At 58.0% G+C, this 17,739-nt stretch carries 12 protein-coding genes and 7 pseudogenes; 6 read left to right on the top strand and 13 right to left on the bottom strand.

Annotated elements, in window-relative coordinates; genetic code table 11:
* Positions 1–159: 159 nt before the first annotated feature.
* The 4 genes and pseudogenes from APH34_RS29690 to APH34_RS27330 all read right to left on the bottom strand — a co-directional run.
* Positions 160–1,080, bottom strand: a pseudogene (locus tag APH34_RS29690) (NAD(P)-dependent alcohol dehydrogenase); the annotation flags it as partial.
* Positions 1,078–1,686, bottom strand: a pseudogene (locus APH34_RS29685) (transposase); the annotation flags it as partial. The pseudogenes APH34_RS29690 and APH34_RS29685, both read right to left, overlap by 3 nt.
* 205 nt (positions 1,687–1,891) lie before the next feature.
* Positions 1,892–2,872, bottom strand: a complete 981-nt coding sequence (locus tag APH34_RS27335) for an IS5 family transposase (protein ID WP_016487069.1) — start codon at positions 2,870–2,872, stop codon at positions 1,892–1,894.
* A 204-nt stretch (positions 2,873–3,076) separates the two neighbouring features.
* Positions 3,077–3,415: pseudogene (locus APH34_RS27330) on the bottom strand (IS5/IS1182 family transposase); the annotation flags it as partial.
* A gap of 90 nt (positions 3,416–3,505) precedes the next feature.
* Here APH34_RS27330 and APH34_RS30225 point away from each other — a divergent pair.
* Positions 3,506–3,691, top strand: a pseudogene (locus tag APH34_RS30225) (hypothetical protein); the annotation flags it as partial.
* Between the two features lie 104 nt (positions 3,692–3,795).
* Here the strand turns inward: APH34_RS30225 and APH34_RS27320 are convergent.
* From APH34_RS27320 to APH34_RS27295, 7 genes and pseudogenes are all read right to left on the bottom strand, one after another.
* Entirely contained in the window at positions 3,796–4,038 is a 243-nt protein-coding gene (locus APH34_RS27320; RefSeq protein WP_009681901.1) for a hypothetical protein, read from the bottom strand.
* Between the two features lie 23 nt (positions 4,039–4,061).
* Positions 4,062–4,250, bottom strand: a pseudogene (locus APH34_RS30495) (transposase); the annotation flags it as partial.
* 224 nt (positions 4,251–4,474) lie between these two features.
* Entirely contained in the window at positions 4,475–5,407 is a 933-nt protein-coding gene (locus tag APH34_RS27315; RefSeq protein ID WP_009681902.1) for a hydroxymethylglutaryl-CoA lyase, read from the bottom strand.
* Between the two features lie 77 nt (positions 5,408–5,484).
* Positions 5,485–6,129 carry a 3-isopropylmalate dehydratase small subunit gene (gene leuD / locus APH34_RS27310; protein ID WP_016487072.1) on the bottom strand — a complete coding sequence of 215 codons (645 nt, stop codon included), beginning with the start codon at positions 6,127–6,129 and terminating at the stop codon, positions 5,485–5,487.
* 9 nt (positions 6,130–6,138) lie between these two features.
* Positions 6,139–7,542 (bottom strand): 3-isopropylmalate dehydratase large subunit, encoded by a 1,404-nt coding sequence (leuC, locus tag APH34_RS27305; protein WP_009681905.1) that lies wholly within the window; start codon positions 7,540–7,542, stop codon positions 6,139–6,141.
* A gap of 57 nt (positions 7,543–7,599) precedes the next feature.
* Positions 7,600–8,877: an SLC13 family permease gene (locus tag APH34_RS27300; protein ID WP_009681906.1), complete on the bottom strand. Its 1,278-nt coding sequence runs from the start codon at positions 8,875–8,877 to the stop codon at positions 7,600–7,602.
* 115 nt (positions 8,878–8,992) lie between these two features.
* Positions 8,993–10,198, bottom strand: a complete 1,206-nt coding sequence (locus APH34_RS27295) for a CaiB/BaiF CoA-transferase family protein (protein WP_016487073.1) — start codon at positions 10,196–10,198, stop codon at positions 8,993–8,995.
* A 171-nt stretch (positions 10,199–10,369) separates the two neighbouring features.
* On the opposite strand from APH34_RS27295, the gene APH34_RS27290 reads away from it, so the two are divergent.
* On the top strand, positions 10,370–11,290 hold the full coding sequence (locus APH34_RS27290) for a LysR family transcriptional regulator (protein ID WP_009681908.1): 921 nt from the start codon (positions 10,370–10,372) through the stop codon (positions 11,288–11,290).
* 818 nt (positions 11,291–12,108) lie between these two features.
* A pseudogene (locus APH34_RS27285) lies at positions 12,109–12,984 on the top strand (reverse transcriptase family protein); the annotation flags it as partial.
* 593 nt (positions 12,985–13,577) lie between these two features.
* Here the strand turns inward: APH34_RS27285 and APH34_RS29680 are convergent.
* A pseudogene (locus APH34_RS29680) lies at positions 13,578–13,750 on the bottom strand (IS5/IS1182 family transposase); the annotation flags it as partial.
* 148 nt (positions 13,751–13,898) lie between these two features.
* Between APH34_RS29680 and APH34_RS27275 the strand changes: the two are divergent.
* Genes APH34_RS27275 through APH34_RS27265 form a run of 3 tightly spaced genes read left to right on the top strand, consistent with a single transcriptional unit; the run spans position 13,899 to position 17,019 of the window.
* Complete coding sequence (locus APH34_RS27275) at positions 13,899–15,296, top strand: MFS transporter (RefSeq protein ID WP_236183101.1); 1,398 nt, start codon at positions 13,899–13,901, stop codon at positions 15,294–15,296.
* 25 nt (positions 15,297–15,321) lie between these two features.
* Entirely contained in the window at positions 15,322–16,074 is a 753-nt protein-coding gene (locus APH34_RS27270) for an Asp/Glu racemase (protein ID WP_009681912.1), read from the top strand.
* Between the two features lie 54 nt (positions 16,075–16,128).
* Positions 16,129–17,019 carry a LysR family transcriptional regulator gene (locus tag APH34_RS27265; RefSeq protein ID WP_033690139.1) on the top strand — a complete coding sequence of 297 codons (891 nt, stop codon included), beginning with the start codon at positions 16,129–16,131 and terminating at the stop codon, positions 17,017–17,019.
* Between the two features lie 172 nt (positions 17,020–17,191).
* Here APH34_RS27265 and APH34_RS27260 read toward each other — a convergent pair whose 3' ends face one another.
* Complete coding sequence (locus tag APH34_RS27260) at positions 17,192–17,701, bottom strand: acyloxyacyl hydrolase (RefSeq protein ID WP_009681914.1); 510 nt, start codon at positions 17,699–17,701, stop codon at positions 17,192–17,194.
* Positions 17,702–17,739 lie beyond the last annotated feature (38 nt).

Genomic DNA, 17,739 nt, shown 5'->3' with positions numbered 1-17,739 from the left:
CAAAAAAGCCCGATACGCTGTATCGGGCTTTTTGGTTACTGAGCTAATCGACAGTGAGCAAGCCCAGTTCAGGACCTGGGTTACCTAGGGTCTGTTGCCGTTTCGCGAACGGCCGCGTCGAAACGGCAACAGACCCTAGCGATCAGGAAGCAATCCTGCCTAGATATCGAGGCAGATCTTACCGAAGTGACGATTACTTTCCTGATAGCGGAACGCCTCAACAATTTCGTCCAGCGGAAAATGGCTATCGATAACCGGACGCATGCCATTGGCATCGATAGCCCTGATCATCTCCTGCTGCTGGGTACGGTTTCCAACCAGCACACCCTGCAGTCGCAACTGCCGTGTCAGCGCAGTAACGATGCTCAGCTCCCCGGCAACGCCGGTAAGGATACCAATCACAGAAATATGCCCACCAACACGTGCCGCAATCATCGACTGCTCCAGGGTCGCGGGTCCGCCTACTTCGATGACGTGGTCAACTCCCCGATCATTGGTTAACTCACGCACTTTCTCGCCCCAGTTGGGCGTACGGCGATAGTTGATCAGGTGGTCGGCCCCCATGGCCTTCAGCCGCTCCAGCTTCTCATCGCTGGAAGAGGTGGCAATGACCGTCGCGCCGGCCATTTTGGCGAACTGAAGCGCGAAGATCGAAACCCCGCCGGTACCCTGTATAAGAACGCTGTCCCCAGGCTTCAACGAATCGTCGGCCATCAACACGCGCCAGGCGGTCAGGCCGGCCGTGGTAAGCGTTGCAGCCTCAGCATGAGTCCAGCCCTGGGGCGCCTTGGTAAAAGACGTGGCTCGCGCCGTAACGGCTTCCCGAGCATAACCATCGACACCATCGCCCGGCACCGTTCCAAAACCCTCCTGCTGCGGCTCGCCATCAAGCCAGTCAGGAAAGAACGTACTCACGACCTGATCGCCTACGGCGAACTCGGTGACTCCCTCACCTAAGGCAACCACCTCTCCAGCACCGTCTGCCATGGGAATCCGCTGCACGCTCGGCCCCCACAGGCCGCTTACGACGGCAAAGTCATGGTAATTAAGGGAACTGGCACGCAGCCTTACTGTAATTTGGGGAGAGCTACGAGTTGACTGGGAATCGAGAACAGCGGCTGACGGCTTTTCATCACGATCCATCCGCTCTCGCCACTGGGCACGAAGCCGGTCGTGCATTTGCTCAAACTTGCCCTGAGCGCTCCACCGTCGAAAGGTCTTGTAGACGTTGTCCCAATGCGGAAACTCGTGAGGCAGCATTCGCCATGAGCATCCCGTGCGCACGACATAACAGCACGCTTCCAAAAGCGTCCTTCGGGAGTGACGAGGCGGCACGCCACGGCCTCCCGAGACTTCAAACAAATCAGCGACCAGCGTCCATTCTGCGTCCGTCAGACAACTGGGGTAGCGCTGTTCCGGCAACTGGCGCCGGTGGGCCTCGGTGTAACCATAAGACTTCTGAGCCTCAGATGGCTGGAAACTACCTTTGGCTCGTTCCTTTACACGAACGATCCCGGCCAGCCTCAGCGCTTTGGCAAAGGTATCGGGATGAGCGGTAATACCCGTTTCAGCATGGAATGCCTGCGCCAGTTCGGATTGGCTGGAATAGGGTTGCGCATGAGCGAGCCTGGTCAGCAGAGGGTAATGCTCCGCAGCGATTACGGGCGGGCGTCCGGTTTTAGGCATGGTGCAATGCTGTGTAGGCAAGGGGCAAGCAGCTTACTTTATTTTGTCTACACCCTCTAAGGATGGTCTGAAGTAGTCAGGTATTTCTGGCTGACTCCAGCCCTTGCCGATTTCAAAACGGTGATTCGGCTAAAAAACGATCAAATCATCCCCTCTTTCCGGATTTATAGCCGGCGCGAGCACCTCGCGCCGGCCATTTCCCGCATTACAGACGCACCTCTCCTGCATTCGTCAGCAAATGTCGGCGCGCCATCCACAGGTTCGACAGCGCGAACAGTGTCACCAACTGCGCTGTGTTCTTCGCCAGGCCACGCAAGCGTGTCTTCACGTAGCCGAATTGGCGCTTGATCACCCGGAACGGGTGCTCGACTTTGGCGCGCACCTGGGCCTTGGATTTCTCGATCTTGCGCTTGGCTTTGTACAGCGCACTGCGCTTACTCAGCTTCTTGTACGTACTGCGGCGGGCCGCAATCTGCCAGATCACCTCCCGGCCTTCATGTTCCGGGCGTTTCTCTACGCCGGTGTAACCCGCGTCGGCGCCGACCATGTTTTCCTTTCCATGCAGCAGTTTGTCGACCTGGGTAACGTCAGCAACGTTGGCTGCCGTCCCCACCACGCTGTGCACCAGACCTGACTCGGCATCCGCGCCGATGTGAGCCTTCATGCCGAAGTAATACTGATTGCTCTTCTTGGTCTGGTGCATTTGCGGGTCACGCTTACCGTCCTTGTTCTTGGTCGAACTCGGCGCATGGATCAGCGTGGCATCGACGATGGTGCCCTGGCGCAGCGACAGGCCCCGATCGCCCAGGTAACCATTGATCACCGCCAGAATCCCGGCCGCCAACTCGTGCTTCTCCAGCAGGCGACGGAAATTGAGGATGGTGGTTTCGTCGGGAATACGCTCTAGGTTCAGCCCGGCAAACTGGCGCAAGATTGTGGTCTCGTGCAGCGCCTCCTCCATCGCCGGATCGCTGTAGCCGAACCAGTTCTGCATCAAATGTACGCGCAGCATCGCCCTCAGCTGATACGCCGGACGACCACCTTCACCCTTGGGGTAGTGCGGCTCGATCAGGGCAATCAAACCCTTCCACGGCACCACCTGATCCATCTCGATCATGAACAACTCTTTGCGGGTCTGCTTGCGCTTGCCGGCGTACTCGGCGTCGGCGAAAGTCATTTGCTTCATCGGGAAACTCGGGCAACGGGATCGGCGTATTTCACCAGATTCGGGAAGTCTTTTTCAGACCATCCCTAACTCCCCGAGAAAGAACCGGCTGAAGGTGGCGTTCGAAAAATTCAAAACGTATCCCCCTTCCATTTCGAAGAGGAGATCTAGAAGCTTCATGTCAAATGGTTTTATGTTCGGCATGCCCCGCGTCCTTGATCAAGCGTGTTTTTCCAGCAGACGACGGAAGTTGAGGATGGTGGTTTCGTCCGGGATTCGCTCCAGGCTCAGACCGGAAAACTGGCGCAAGATCGTCGTCTCGTACAGCGCCTCTTCCATCGCCGGATCGCTGTAACCGAACCAGTTCTGCATTAGATGAACCCGCAGCATCGCCATCAACGGATAGGCCGGACGACCACCTTCGCCCTTCGGGTAATGAGGTTCGATCAGGGCAATCAAACCCTTCCAGGGTACGACCCGATCCATCTCGATCAGGAACAGTTCCTTCCGGGTTTGCTTGCGCTTACCGGCGTACTCGGCATCGGCGAAGGTCATTTGCTTCATCATCGAAAAGCTCGGCGATTGGTGTCCTGGGATTTTGCCAAATCAGGAAGTCTTTTTCAGAATTTCCTTTGATCAACTGTGTCGTGTGCCAACGTGCGCCTGGCCCAAGTAAAAGGCCTGCTGAATTTGCACGGCTGGGTGTACGACATTGAAACCGGTTCCATCGATGCGCTGGATGCCGATAACAGGCACTTCAAGTCGTTGGCGCACCATCCAGCAACGTGTGCCGTACCTGCCCGTCCTGCCAATAGGTCATCGCTTGACATGCCGATTTGAGGAATTCTCATTTAGTCTGAAGTCCGTCCAGCCGGCGCAAAAAGCCCCCACACCCGGGCAAGGTGTGGGGCTAATTAACATAGCCCGCGTTATTCGCAGTGCGCTCAGCCATACCCAGCGCGCACCTCAATGATGTATTGCAGCGCGTCGGCCTTGCGCTCAGCCGAGCAGCCGGTGTGCTTCACCAGCGTCTCACAGTCGCCATAGTCAGCGTTGACCAGGGCGCGCAGCAGGCTTGAGCACAAGAGAACTGCATCGTCGTAATTGTCTTGCAGCTGCTGATACTGCGCTTTCAACTCGGCAATGCGCGCTTGAAGTTGCTCAAGGTGTTTCTCGGTCTGGGTCATGTCATGGGTCCTTTCAGTTACCGATAAACCTCACGGCGGTTGCCCATGCCTTCGTCACGGATTTTTCAGCCGTAGTGCACCAAAGGGAATCACCATGATACATGGGCTCCAGCGGCCGTCGCTTGCCAGGCACCGACTTCTTCCATCACAGCATCGATGACTGAGCTGATGAAATTGCGGGACACCTCAGTGCCGTACTGTTCGCGCGGAAATAGCACGCCGTTGCCGGAACGAGCGGCTAACCGCGCCCAAGACCGCTGTTGCAGCCCGCATCGATGAATCCCTTCGGAGGAACGTGATCGGGCGCGCGAAGGGCGCAACGCTGCTCTGAGGCTCAGGGCCAAGCGTGACTTCATTCCGATGTCGATACCCTCTCTGCGTTAATCGACTACACGCCAGCTGATACATCCTCTTCGAAGGGGGAGAGAGCAGACGCTCAGGCCTGGGGCTCCAACCACTTCGGCTTCGGATAGCGGCGGTCCGCCTTGCCAGCCTTGAGCACTTGGCCGGGCACCTCGTGCTGCACTAGGCCAGGTAGGGTCTGGGCAGCCTGCAGCAGCCGGTCGAGATCAACGCCGGTGTCGAGGCCCATGCGCTGGAACATGTGCACCAGGTCTTCTGTGCAGATATTGCCGCTGGCGCCCGGCGCATAGGGACAGCCGCCCAGGCCTCCGAGCGAGGCGTCGAAGCGATCTATACCGGCGTTCAGCGCCGCCAAGGCGTTGGCCAGGCCCATGCCGCGGGTATTGTGGAAATGCAGGGTGAATAACGCCTCCGGCCAGCGAGCCAGGGCGGTCCGGCAGATGCGTTCGACCTGTGCCGGATCGGCCATGCCGGTGGTGTCGCAGAGGGTCACACCGTGCACGCCGATGTCGAACAGCTTGCCGACCAATTCATGGACATGCGTCTCCGGCACCTTGCCCTCGAAGGGGCAACCGAAGGTGGTGGACAGCGAGGCGTTGACGAACACGCGACTGCCGCGGGTGACCTCGATGATCTCTCTGAACTGCGCCAGCGACTGTTCTGCTGTCATGCGCAGGTTGGCCAGACCATGGGTGTTGCTGGCCGACATCACCAGATTGAGCTCATCCACCTCGCAGGAAAGGGCACGCTCACAACCCTTCACGTTGGGCACCAGCACGGTGTAGTCGACACCCGGCACGCGGCGGATGCCGAGCATTACCTCTTCCGCGTCGCGTAGGTTGGGAATAGCCTTGGGCGAAGTGAAGGAGGTCACTTCGATCTTCGCCAGGCCGGTCTGCGACAGGCGATCAATGAGGGCAATCTTGTCCTCGGTTTGGACGAAGCCGGGTTCGATCTGGAATCCGTCGCGGGTGGCGACTTCTTGGATATACAGGTGTTTGTTCATCTCGTGTCCTATCAGGTTCGCGCGGGCTGCTGCGGCTCGCCCGCGCCGGGAGGAATGATTTTTGCTCGGCGGCCCAATCAGGCGCCTGTGAAGATCCAGGGCTCCTGATGCCGGCGAGCCTGTTCGAAGCGACGGATGTTCTCTCGCTTCAACAGAGTCAGGCCGATCTCGTCCAGGCCCTTGAGCAGGCACTCCTTGTGGAAGCCGTCGATCTCGAAGCGGTTGACATGGCCATTAGGCTCCACCACTTCCTGCTGCTCGAGGTCGATACTCAGGCTGTAGCCGGGGGTGCCGTCCACAGCGCCGAACAGACGGTCGATGGTCGGCTCGTCAAGGACGATGGGCAGCAGGCCGTTCTTGAAGCAGTTGCCGTAGAAGATCTCAGCGAAGCTCGGCGCGATGATCGCGCGGATACCCCAGTCGGCTAGCGCCCAGGGCGCGTGCTCGCGGCTCGAGCCGCAGCCGAAGTTGGCCCGGGTGAGCAGAATGTTGGCCTCGGCGTAGCGCGGCTGGTTGAGTGGAAACTCCAGGTTCAGCGGGCGCTGTGAACAGTCCTTGTAGGGTTCGCCGCGGTCGAGGTAGCGCCACTCGTCGAACAGGTGCGGGCCGAAGCCGGTGCGCTCGATGATCATCAAGAACTGCTTGGGTAGGATCGCGTCGGTGTCGATGTTGGAGCGATCCAGTGGAACCACGGTGCTTTCGAGTTGGGTGAAGGCTTGCATGTTCGTCCCTCAGAGATCGCTGATATCGGTGAAATGGCCGGCGATGGCCGCTGCCGCCGCCATTGCCGGGCTGACCAGATGAGAGCGCCCGCCGGGGCCCTGCCGTCCTTCGAAGTTGCGGTTGGAGGTCGAGGCACAGCGCTCGCCTTTGCCGAGGCGGTCCTCGTTCATGCCCAGGCACATCGAGCATCCCGCGTCGCGCCATTCGAAGCCGGCGTCGGTGAAGATCCGATCCAGACCTTCGGCTTCTGCTTGCCGCTTCACCAGGCCCGAGCCCGGTACGACCAGCGCTTGAACGATGTTGTCAGCGACCCGCCGACCCTTGACCACACCGGCGGCCAGGCGCAGGTCTTCGAGGCGCGAGTTGGTGCAGGACCCAATGAAGATCTTGTCCAGCCTGATTTCACGGATCGGCGTTCCGGCTTGCAGGCCCATGTATTCCAGCGCCTGCTGCATGCCGCGGCGTTTGACCGGATCGGTTTCGGTCTCGGGATTCGGCACCTGGCCGTCGACATCGGTAGCCATCTCCGGCGAGGTTCCCCAGGTGACATGGGGGCGAATGCTGGCCGCATCCAGTTGCAGTTCGCGATCGAAGCGCGCGTCAGGGTCACTGTGCAGCGTTCGCCAGTACGCCTCGGCGGCATTCCACTGCTCGCCAGCGGGAGCCAGCGGGCGACCTTTGAGGTAGCTGGAGGTGGTGTCATCGAAGGCGACCATGGCGCACCGGGCACCCGCTTCGATGGCGAGATTGCAGAGGGTCATGCGCGCTTCCATGCTCATCGCCGAAACCGTTTCACCGGTGAACTCGATGGCGTAGCCGGTCGCGCCGGCGGTGCCGATCATGCCAATGAGTGCCAGCGCCAAGTCTTTGGATGATACGTGGGGTGCAAGCACACCGTCGATGGTGATACGCAGTGTCTTGAGCTTTTTCAGCAGCAGGCACTGCGTGGCCAGGATGTGTTCGATCTCCGACGTGCCGATGCCGAATGCCAAGGCCGCGAAGGCGCCGTGGGTGGTGGTGTGCGAATCGCCACAAGCGATGGTCATGCCCGGCAGGGTGATGCCCTGCTCCGGGCCGATCACGTGCAGAATGCCCTGGCGCTCATCCTTCATGTCGAAGAATTGCAGGGCGAACTCGGCGCAGTTGCGTTCCAGCGCCTCGACCTGCCGGCGCGCCACCGCATCTGTGATGCCTGCTTCACGCGCCTTGGTCGGCACGTTGTGGTCGGAGGTGGCGAGCACCGAGCCGGGGCGCCAGGGCTGCAACTCATTCAGGCGCAGGCCGTCGAAAGCTTGAGGGCTGGTCACCTCGTTGATGAGGTGAAGGTCGACGTACAGCAGCGTCTGGCCGTCGTCGGTATCGAGCACGGCATGGCGTGCCCAGAGTTTTTCGAAAAGCGTTTGTGCAGTCATCTTCTATCCCTTCCGTTTGGGACGGCGCCGTCTCGAGTCCGGTCTGCCGGCCAGGTGTCAGCCAAGCAGGCCAAAGAAAACGAGAACCAGAACCCCAGCAACGCCGAACAGCGGTACCAGCAATAAGCGGTAGAACAGCTTGCCGCGCTCGGCTTCCTCCTGAACGCCGGCCAGCGCCAGCGCACCGCCCGAGGAGAAGGGCGAAAAGCCGGTCAGCGACGAGCACAGCACGATGGCCGACAGCAGCACGGTGTGACTAAGGCCTGCATTGGTGGCGAGGTTCGGAACGATGGGGAACAGCGTCGGCATCACCACGCCCAGTGTGCTGGAGAAGAAGCTCATCACGCTCGCGGATACGCCGGTAGCATAGGGCACCATCGCCACGCTGACGTTTGCCGCCAGCCACTGCGACAGGGCCGCGATGGTGCCGGCCTTGACAGCCACGCTGATGAGCATGCCCATGCCGCACAGCAGGATGATGATTGCCATTGGGACCTTGGCCAATGCGGCCTTCTCGTCACCCACTCGCAGAATCAGCGCCAGCACTACGCCGATGATCGAGATGAATGTCGGATCGATGTGCGAGGCGATGGTGGCGAATACCGAGCCAGTCGGCAGGAACGCGGCGATGGTCGAGGGCACGATGATCAGCGCGATGATGAAGGCCACCAGCCAGAGGGTGCGCCGCTGCTGGGCATCGAAAGGAGCCGGGCGCTCGGTATCCAGGCTCTCGGTCTGATAACCCTTGAGCACGACGTACGCTACGAGGAACACCAGCGTCTGGAAGATGAAGGAGTCCACCAGCAGCGTGTGGGTGTAGTCCGCGGCGGTCACTGCGTCATAACCGGCGTTTTCGAGGATGCCCTGGGTAACGCGCCCGCCCAGGCTGATGCTGGTGAAGGTGGTTGCCATGCCGCCTGAGACGACGATGATCGCACCTAGCAGCCGGCTCATGCCGGTACGACTGGCGACCGACATCACCAAGGGGGAGAGGAACACGAACACCGCATAATGCCCAGGACCGATTCCCGCGACCAACAGGACCAGCCCGTACAGCGCAAAGGGAATCATGCTGGGCATGCCGCGAGCCATGAACACGGCATTTCTGGCGATCTTCTCCATGGTTCCGTTGGCGATGACGAAGCCGAAGAAGAAGGTCACTGCGAAGATGATGAAAAATAGGTTCAGCGGCCAGTAGGTCACTAGCTCTTTGACGCTGATTCCCATCATGGTGGTGGCGATAAGATAGGCGGCACTAATGGCCAACAGGCCGATGTTGATGTTCAGCCAATAGCCGACACCAATACAGAGCAGTATTGCCAGAATGATGGTCATGGTTAACACGGTATTCCTTGTAATTATTTTTGGCGGGTGTCGAGCCCAGCCGGCATGGCTGGGCCTCTTTGATTGATGCTGTTGCTGATGGTGATGGGGCGCTGCGGCCTGTCGATTAGATGACGCCGCGTTCGCGCAGCGCCTGGCGTTGCGACTGGCTCAGGCCGAGTCCGGCCAGCACGTCGTCGGTGTGCTCGCCCAGCTCCGGGCCGCCACTGCCGAGCCGGCCAGGCGTCCGGCTGAGCTTGGGCAGTACCCCAGGCACCTTGAGAGGGCCGGCAGTCGTCTGCACGGTCTTGATCATCTGGCGTGCCAGGTAATGAGGATCCGTTGCGATGTCGGCGGCGGTGTAGGGGTAGCCAACCGGCACTCGCGCCGCGTTCAGCGCATGCAGCACTTCATCGCGTGAGCGCCGCCGAGTCCACTCAGCAATCGCCGCGTCGATTACGTCGGCCTTCTTGCTGCGGCCATCGTTGTGCGCCAGACTGGGGTCGTCGGCCAGGTCCTGACGGTGGATCAGGCCCATCAGGCGCTTGTAGATGCTGTCGCCGTTACCGGCGATCAGCACATAGGTACCGTCATTGCAGGGATAGGAGTTGGATGGGGTGATGCCGGGCAGAGCACTACCGGCCGGCTCGCGTACATAGCCGAAGGCATCGTACTCGGGCACTAGGCTTTCCATCATGGCGAATACTGACTCGTAGAGCGCGACGTCGATGCACTGCCCCAGACCGCTGCGCTGGCGCTCCTGCAGAGCGAGCAATACGCCGATCACGCCATAGAGTGAGGACAGCGAGTCGCCGATGCTGACCCCGACGCGCACCGGCGCCTGGCCGGGATAGCCGGACAGGTGCCGCAGGCCGCCCATGGCCTCGCCAATCACGCCGAATCCCGGGCGATCCCGGTAGGGACCGGTCTGGCCATAACCGGAAATGCGCAGCATGATTAGCCGCGGGTTAAGCTCGGACAGCGTCTCCCAGCTCATGCCCCAGGCTTCGAGTGTGCCGGGGCGGAAGTTCTCCACCAGCACGTCGGCCTCGGTGATCAGCCGGCGGGCGAGGTCCTGCCCTTCGGCTTCCCGGAGGTCGAGGGTGATCGATTGCTTGTTGCGCGATTGGACATGCCACCAGAGCGAGGTGCCGTCCTTGATCTTGCGCCACTTGCGCAGCGGGTCGCCCACCTTGGGCGGTTCGATCTTGATCACCTCGGCGCCGAATTCGCCGAGCATCTTACTGGCGAAGGGGCCAGCGATCAGCTGCCCCATCTCCACCACCTTGAGGTCTTGCAGCGCCATGCTGCTGCCCTGGATTTGTTCTGCCATGTTTGTACCATCGTGTTTGTTATTTAAGTCGAAGGATGGTTCAGGCTAATGGCAGTGGACAATTGATCAATTACTAAGCCAGTCTTCGTGTTTTGCGAAGGGAGAACGATACCAAGCTCTGGAACTGGGGCAAGGAACTGTCCTGCTTCGCCGAACAGAGAGGCCCCTTATATGCGCCGTATTGATTTCGTCACGCTCAAGCTGTTCGTCTCCATCGCCGCCGAGCGCAGCCTGACCCGGGCTGCTGAGCGCGAGCACCTGGCCTTGGCGGCGGTGAGCAAGCGCATCAGTGACTTGGAAAGCCAGCTCGGTATCACCTTGCTCTATCGTCAGCACAAGGGCGTCGCGCTGACGCCAGCCGGGCATGCTTTACTGCACCATGCGCGCAACATGCTGGACAACCTTCGCCAGTTGAGTGCCGATATGAGCGAGTTCAGCGAAGGGGTCAAGGGGCATGTGCGCATCTATGCGAACACCTCGGCGGTGATTGAATTCCTGCCGGGGGATTTGAGTGTTTTCTGCCGGGCCCATCCGGACGTCAAGATCGACCTCGAGGAGCGCATCAGCAGCGAGACGGTGCGCGCCGTCAGCGAGGGGCTGACCGATATCGGCATTTTCGCCGGGCACGTGCCCGCCGGCGATCTTCATGTCTACAGCTACCGGCATGACCAACTGGTGCTGGTCACTCCCAGCGAGCATCCGCTGGCCGGGTGTGAACGCCTTGCCTTAAGGGATGCCGTTGCCTATGACTTCATCGGCCTACAGCAGGACGCTTCCCTGCATACCCTGTTGCAACAGGCGGCATTGCAGCAGGGCCTGTCCCTGCGCATGCGCATCCAGGTACGCAGCTTCGAAGGGATCTGCCGGATGATCCACACCGGAATGGGCGTCGGCATGCTGCCGGAGAAGGTCGCGCGTACCTACCTGTCGGCACTCGATATCGCGGTGATCCCGCTGACCGATGTCTGGGCGCGGCGGGAGCTGAAAATCGGTGTGCGCGATGTCGAAGGTCTGTCGGTTATCGCCCGGCAATTGCTGGAATACCTTGTCCGCCGTGAGGAGGTCTCAGAGCCGGGGTCACCGGTCTCCTGAGCCTGAGGCACGGGCGCTGCATTGCCGGTGTTCCTAGTGGTCAGTCGAAATGCCTGCCCCGGGCATACCCATCGCTCCGATGCATGGGGTGCCCGATCAGGCTGCCTTCATCAATGGTGAAGTGACCGTTGATGAATAAGCACCCGACAAAAAGTCAGTTCCCAATCCTTGTCTAGCCGGTCGCGGCAAATCTCAAAGGCTTGATGGGTACGCGTAAGTGACATATCTCCGTGACCGGGGACTTCGACTGGATTACATCAAAAAATCGCATGACGGATAGTGGGCGCAAGCTGGTTTCAAGCCTCTGCGCAGCGCCAGCTTCAAAGGTGGTGACAGCAGCTCCGCTGGTCGAGTACTATCCGTCCCAGCTGAGGGCTCCAACTTAGCGAAATCTAGAATCCTCTAGACTCTAGAGGCTGTAGGAAGCAGGTTATGCTATCCACAGGAAGAACCCCCGCTGAACAGGAGGTTGAGCGCCTCGCTCTTACGCTGGTGTATGTCTTGCGGTCTCGAGGCGCTCATCCGCCTGGGCGGAATCTAAGGTAGATGAATCGCTGGAGCCCTCAGCGCTATAAAAGCGCCGGATTAAACCAAAACGTCGATAAGGGCGTTTTGAACAATGCGCTGCGTACTGCGCAACTGCTACATGCAAACTTTCCATTACTGTCTCCTATCTTGACATTGAGGCACTTGGCCCATGAAGCAGGCGTGTCCTACGGATTTCTGAGAGGCGTGGCCGCCAGGAGCGAGCGAGTTGAGAGTTACAAGGTTTTCAAACTGAAAAAAATGTTGTTAGCTTCGGCGCAAACCGATTCAGGTATATTTGTGCTCCTCATCCTTCGTTGCTGAAAATGCAGCGGTGGATTCATAAAAATATTCTGATGCACGTTCACTCGCATCCGGCCAGTTACGCCTACAAGGAAAAAACATCCCCGCGCGATGCTGCAGCCATGCACGCTGGATGCAAGTGGATGATCAAGCTGGGTGCTACGAATTTCTTTGAGTCGATCTTGGAGCCTGACGTTTATCGCGTATTCCGAGAAATGGGCTATCAAGCGCTTGTAGCCTTTGAACTGGCTCGCATTTGTACACGAGTGCGTCCTTCGGGCAATCCGGTTAAAACTGATCGTTTCAAGGACGGGATGGGCAACTTACCGTGCAAGAATGTTGCGATTGGTCACCTTCCGCAAGGAGCAGCAACCAGTCCCTTGCTGTCAAATCTTGTAGCCCGCACGCTTGATCATTCGCTTGCTGAGTTTGCAAATAGCAAAGATCTCGCCTATACGCGATATGCGGATGATCTTACGTTTTCCTCCTTCGGTACGTTTAACCGAGATGGGGCTGAAAATATTGTTCGCGAAATTTATGAAATCATGCGAGCACATGGGCTGTGGCCAAATAAGAGTAAAACTAAAATTATCCCGCCTGGCGCGAGAAAGGTTGTCTTAGGCCTATTGGTGGATGGGCATGTGCCTAAGCTTTCAAAAGAGTTCAAGGCTGAGGTACGCACTCATATCCATTTTATGCTAAGGCCGGATGTTGGCGTGTCTAACCATCGAAAGGCTCGTAAGTTCGATAACTCGTGGGGTCTGAAAAACTTTATTTTTGGCAAGCTTGCCTATGCTCAAGCAATCGAGCCTATTTGGACGTCACGTATGCGAGACCTCTTTATGAAAATCGATTGGGATAGTTAGAACGGGTGCATCTCTCACCTGGGTAACCTGCGGTGTATCGAGCAATCGATTGCCCCGCCGCGATTAGCTTCCGAAAAGGGTCAGAGAATTCTTGTCCAGGCGTCTAGTGATTACCGCTTTGGGTAATCAGAAGCCCATGGTTTGACTGACTCCTCAGAACCAGGCTTTCGGTGAGCGAAACCGCCAGCATCAGTGCGACGCCAAACAAGACGATGCGCTGTTATATCAAAGTGAATTCATGAGGGATCCCCCTCAAACCTGACATGGCACACGCGGTCAGGAGCGTCAGATCGTAGATGATTTTTAGCACGCCGCAGGCGAGTAGCGGTGCGGCGAGCCAACCCAAGCCGATCAATCTGCTAGCAATGGTGGGGGCAATGGCTGCGGCGAGACTACGCGGCACCCGAGGGAGCGGCCATGGCCTTGCCCCCGAATATCACTATCAGACCTCTTGCTCTGGGCGAGCATCAGACAGCGCTGGGCCTCGCATGGACGGAGCTCGATACACCGATAAAGCAGACGCTGTACATACTGATGCAGGAGCTACTGCCGTAAAACTTGAGGCCGCATTCCTATAGGCGAAGAGGGCTGATCGCCGCGTTGGCTGCCGTCCCCAGGACACTGTGCACAGGCCAGATTCGACACCGGCACTGATATATGCCTTCATGCCGAAGTAGTACTGGTTGCCCATCTTGGGTTGGTGCATCTGCGGATCACGCTTGCCTTTCTGGATCTTGGTCGAGCTAGGTGCATGGACGATGGCGCTAGCTGAGGCGGGGTATATACACCAGAAGCCTCTAATCCCTTTTTTTGCTTCTATTTCAAGGATCTACATTTGCCATCGCCGTCCGCGATGGCAAGATCGTGAATGCCTGATATACGACGCTTTCTTCCCCTCCTAACATCGACCACACATGAGCTTCGTTTGCCGGTCGACTTCGTCGGTGTGCGAGTTTCAAAAAATAACAACGAGAGTCCCGCGAGGTTTAACCATGAAAACCCTAACCGCCGGTTCTGCGATCGGTACCTCCGAAGTGGATGGCGCCAGCCAGCTGACTGCCAGTCAACGATACACCACCTTGGGTGGTTCCTGGGCTGCTTGGTTATTTGATGCCCTGGACGCAACAGTCTTCGGTTTTGTTCTGCTGTCGGTCGCGAAGACTTTCTCCATTGGTATGAGCGATGTCGTTTCTACCGTTGCCTGGTTTCTGCTGGCAACCGGTATCGGCGGTTTCTTCCTTGGCAATATTTCTGACAAGATCGGCCGCAAGAAAACCATGATGCTCTCGGTGTTTGTCTACGGCACCGGCACCTTACTTTGTGGCTTTGCCGATAGCCTTTGGCAGCTCAACGTATTCCGCTTCTGCGTTGGCATCGCCGTCGGTGGATTGTGGTCTGCTGCTGCCGCGCTGGTATCGGAGATCTGGCCGTCCGCTGGGCGTGCCAAAGCCTTTGCCGTGATGCAGACAGGTTGGTCGGGCGGCGGCCTTCTGGCAGCGATTTTTGCCTGGAGCTTCCTGGACGACGCCAACCCCGAGTCCTGGCGCAATCTGTTCATCTACGCCTCTATTCCGTCCTTTTTTACCCTGTTGTTCATTGGGTTATTCGTCAAGGAGTCACCGGTCTGGCTGGCCAACCGCGAGTTCATGCGTCGTAACAGCAACAAGGGCCGGCTGATGGAGATCTTTCATCCGCAGTACCTGAAAATGACGCTGCTGGGCCTGAGCATTTCAATCCTGGGCATGTATGGCTATTGGATCATTACCACCTTCATGCCGGCTTACCTGCAGAACATTCTCAACGTGCGCATCGATCAAGCCCCGGTGTTCGTCATCTGGATCGGTATTGGTGCCACGCTCGGTTACCTGGCTTACGGCTACCTCGCCGAAAGCATCGGTCGTCGACTGTCGTTCGCAGTGTTTTTCGGTGGCATGGCGATCATGGTGCCGGTGTTCGCCTATTCGGCGACCCTGATGCCGTTGACCGAAGGCAAGTTACTGTTCACCACCCAGAACATCATCACCCTCGGTTCATTGGCCGCCCTGCTCGGTTTCTTCACGGGCTACTTCAGCGGCTTCGGTGCTTGGTACTCGGAATTGTTCCCTACCAGCATCCGATCAACCGCGTCAGGTTTCTGCTTCAACTTCGGGCGGGTCGGCGCCATCGCCGGCATCAAGCTGGTACCGGTACTGATCCCCCTTATCGGCTTCACCGCCACCATTTCCCTTGCTTCAGTTTCCTATCTCATCGCAGCCGTCATGGTGTTCACGTTGCAGGAAACCAAAGGCGTTCAACTCACCAGCGGCAACTGATCCGTACCTTTCAAAGGACAAGACCATGAAGAACTTCCGCATCGGGCAAATCGTCCCAAGCTCCAACACCACGATGGAAACCGAAATCCCGGCCATGCTGACCTCGCGCTACGAGTTGTTTCCAGAAGAGCGCTTTACCTTCCACTCTTCGCGTATGCGCATGATGCACGTCAGCCCGGAAGAGCTGAAGAAGATGGACATCGACAGTGACCGTTGTGCATTGGAACTCAGCGATGCGCGAGTCGATGTCATGGCCTATGCCTGCCTGGTGGCGATCATGTGCCAGGGGGCCAACTATCACAAAGTCTCGCAGGATCGACTGGGTAAAACCGTTGCTTCCAACCAGTCGAACGCCCCAGTCCTGAGTTCGGCCGGTGCACTGATCGATAGCTTGCACATGCTCGACTACAAAAAAATATCGATCATCACGCCGTACATGAAACCACTGACCCAACAAGTCATCGACTATATCGAAGCGGCCGGAATCGAAGTGGTCGACTCCATCAGCCTTGAAGTGTCCGACAACCTCGAAGTCGGTCGTCTGGATCCGATGAATCTGGTAGCGCATGCCGACAAGCTGAACATCGGTCAGGCCGATGGGGTGGTGTTGTCTTGCTGTGTGCAAATGCCGTCGCTGCCAGCGATCCAGAAGGTTCAGGATCGCCTCGACAAACCGGTGTTGTCCGCATCAATCGCCACTGTTTATCAGATGCTGAAAACCCTCGGGCTCAAGGCCCAGGTACCCAACGCCGGCCATCTATTGTCCGGGGCATTCTGAGTCGATGCCTGAGAAGGTACTATGCTGGCCTGTCAGGCCAAACCGGTACCATCCATGAAGCTCGATCCGGTCTCGTTGCGACTCTTCGTCAGCGTCGTTGAAGAAGGCACCATCGCGGCTGCCGCCAAACGCGAACACTTCGCGGCGGCGGCAGTCAGCAAGCGACTCAGCGAACTTGAAGAACTCCTCGACTCGAAATTACTCAACCGCACCAACAAGGGCATTACCCCGACTGACGCCGGCCTATCGCTACTGTTCATGGCCCGCAGTGCACTGAATAACCTCAATGAAATTATCGTGCAGATGCGCGAGTTCTCACATGGCCGCCGTGGCTCGGTGCACGTTCTGGCCAACATTTCCGCCATCACGCAATTCCTGCCTGACCTCATCAAGTCATTCATGGAGCAGTACCCACTGATCAACGTCAGGTTCGAAGAAAAACAAAGCCTGGCTATCACCAAAGCCGTTGCCGAAAACCGCGCCGACATCGGTATCTTCACCCGCCTGCCCCACGGCGCTGACATCGAAGTTTTCCCGTTTCGTAATGATCGCCTGGTGTTACTAATCCCCCTCGGACATCCACTCGCAGCAAGACAATCCGTCAGGTTCAGCGAAACCCTGGATCACGAATACATCGCCTTGCGCAGCGGTACTCATCTTAATTTTCAGTTGATCAAAGCAGCCAATGACCTGGGGCGCTCGCTTAAAATCCGCATGGAGGTGTCCAGCTATGACGCCTTGTGCCTAATGATTCAGGCGGGTCTGGGCATTGGCATCATGCCAGAGGGGAGTGCGGCGATTTACAGGATGGACGGAGCGAAGGTAGTCAACCTAGAGGAAGCGTGGGCTTCTCGCGAACTCAGCGTGTGCGTCAGATCACAATTGGCATTAACGGTTGCAGCGAGGTTATTCTTGGAGCACTTGCGCGAAAGTGAGTCTGCGTAAGCGTTTTTTTGCAAGCTCCTAGCAGAGAAATAGGGGGATTCTGGCGGGGTGGCTAAAACCTTTCGCTTATCGCCATCGCCAGCGTCGATAATTGCGGCTATTCAGGCTTACATATTATTGGCCCTGGCCAGATAGCATTTCCCCTGCGCCAGTGAATGCGTACTGGATGCTTTCAGATTTGCTGACTGTAGAAAAGCGCGAACGATTCGATACCGTCATTGGGTTGTTTGATGCCGGCGTTGGAGTAATGCAGTGCTCGGACGCCGATACGTTGCCCACCGCTGAATTTCAAGCCTGCACCAATTCGATCTTCGAAGTTGAAGGCGGAGCCAAGCTCTCTATCACCTGCGGTGGTGCCGGAGAAAAGCGCGACACCAATGCCGACTTCGATGAAGGGCTTTATGTCGCTCCCGGCGAACTCGTAGATGAACACTGGGGCGAAGGAGAGGGAGTGGGCTCCGCCTGCCTCATCGCCTGCTTCCCAATAGGTGTATCCGGCATCCCAGTAGCCTGTCAGGTGTCCAGTGTCAGACTGGAACCAACTCTTTTCCCATTCGACACCAATGCCGGCACGTGCCGTTAAGCCGCCTTGATTCGTAGCGCCAATCGAGCCGGAGATTTCTGCTGCTGAAGTAGACAGTGCAACGGCTGACAGTACAGCGGCTACGATAGTTTTCGTCATGGCCCAGCATTCCTTTGATGTTGTTTCTAGGTACCCTA

This window comes from Pseudomonas sp. NBRC 111131 (genome assembly GCF_001320525.1).
In the GTDB taxonomy this organism is placed as follows: Bacteria; Pseudomonadota; Gammaproteobacteria; order Pseudomonadales; family Pseudomonadaceae; genus Aquipseudomonas; species Aquipseudomonas ceruminis.
Note: the sequence above shows the minus strand (reverse complement) of the source record. Positions and strands in the feature narration are given on the sequence as shown.